Source organism: Faecalibacterium sp. DFI.5.82, from assembly GCF_029076575.1.
Taxonomy (GTDB): domain Bacteria; phylum Bacillota; class Clostridia; order Oscillospirales; family Ruminococcaceae; genus Faecalibacterium; species Faecalibacterium duncaniae.
This window is the reverse complement of the sequence record NZ_JARFIS010000656.1, coordinates 1-304: the sequence shown is the minus strand read 5'-3', so window position 1 is coordinate 304 and position 304 is coordinate 1. Positions and strand designations below refer to the sequence as shown.

General features: G+C 59.9%; 1 protein-coding gene. It reads right to left on the bottom strand.

Annotated features, from left to right (window positions below):
* Nucleotides 1-304 (bottom strand): glycosyltransferase (locus tag P0G09_RS18305; protein WP_275253379.1); only part of this gene is annotated, 304 nt, incomplete at both ends.

Sequence of the window (304 nt, the reverse complement as noted above, 5' to 3'; positions counted from 1 at the left end):
AACACGATATCCGCACCAAGGGCATTCATCAGGTGGTAGAAGCCCTCGGCAGTGAACCGCTTGAAGAAGGTGTCGGTGTCCCGGCGGCTGCGCACGCCGTAGACCACCTCGGCACCGTCCCGAGATTTCTGCACCATCTCGTCCATGGCGTTGATGTCATCCTGACCATCGCAGTCAATGGAGTTGGTGATGTCGCAGTTGTTGGCGCGGGCCTCCATCAGGCCTGCCAGCACGGCGTTCTGATGGCCCCGGTTCCGGCTCTGGGAAATGCCGATGAAATGCGCATCCTGCTTTGCAAAGCTGC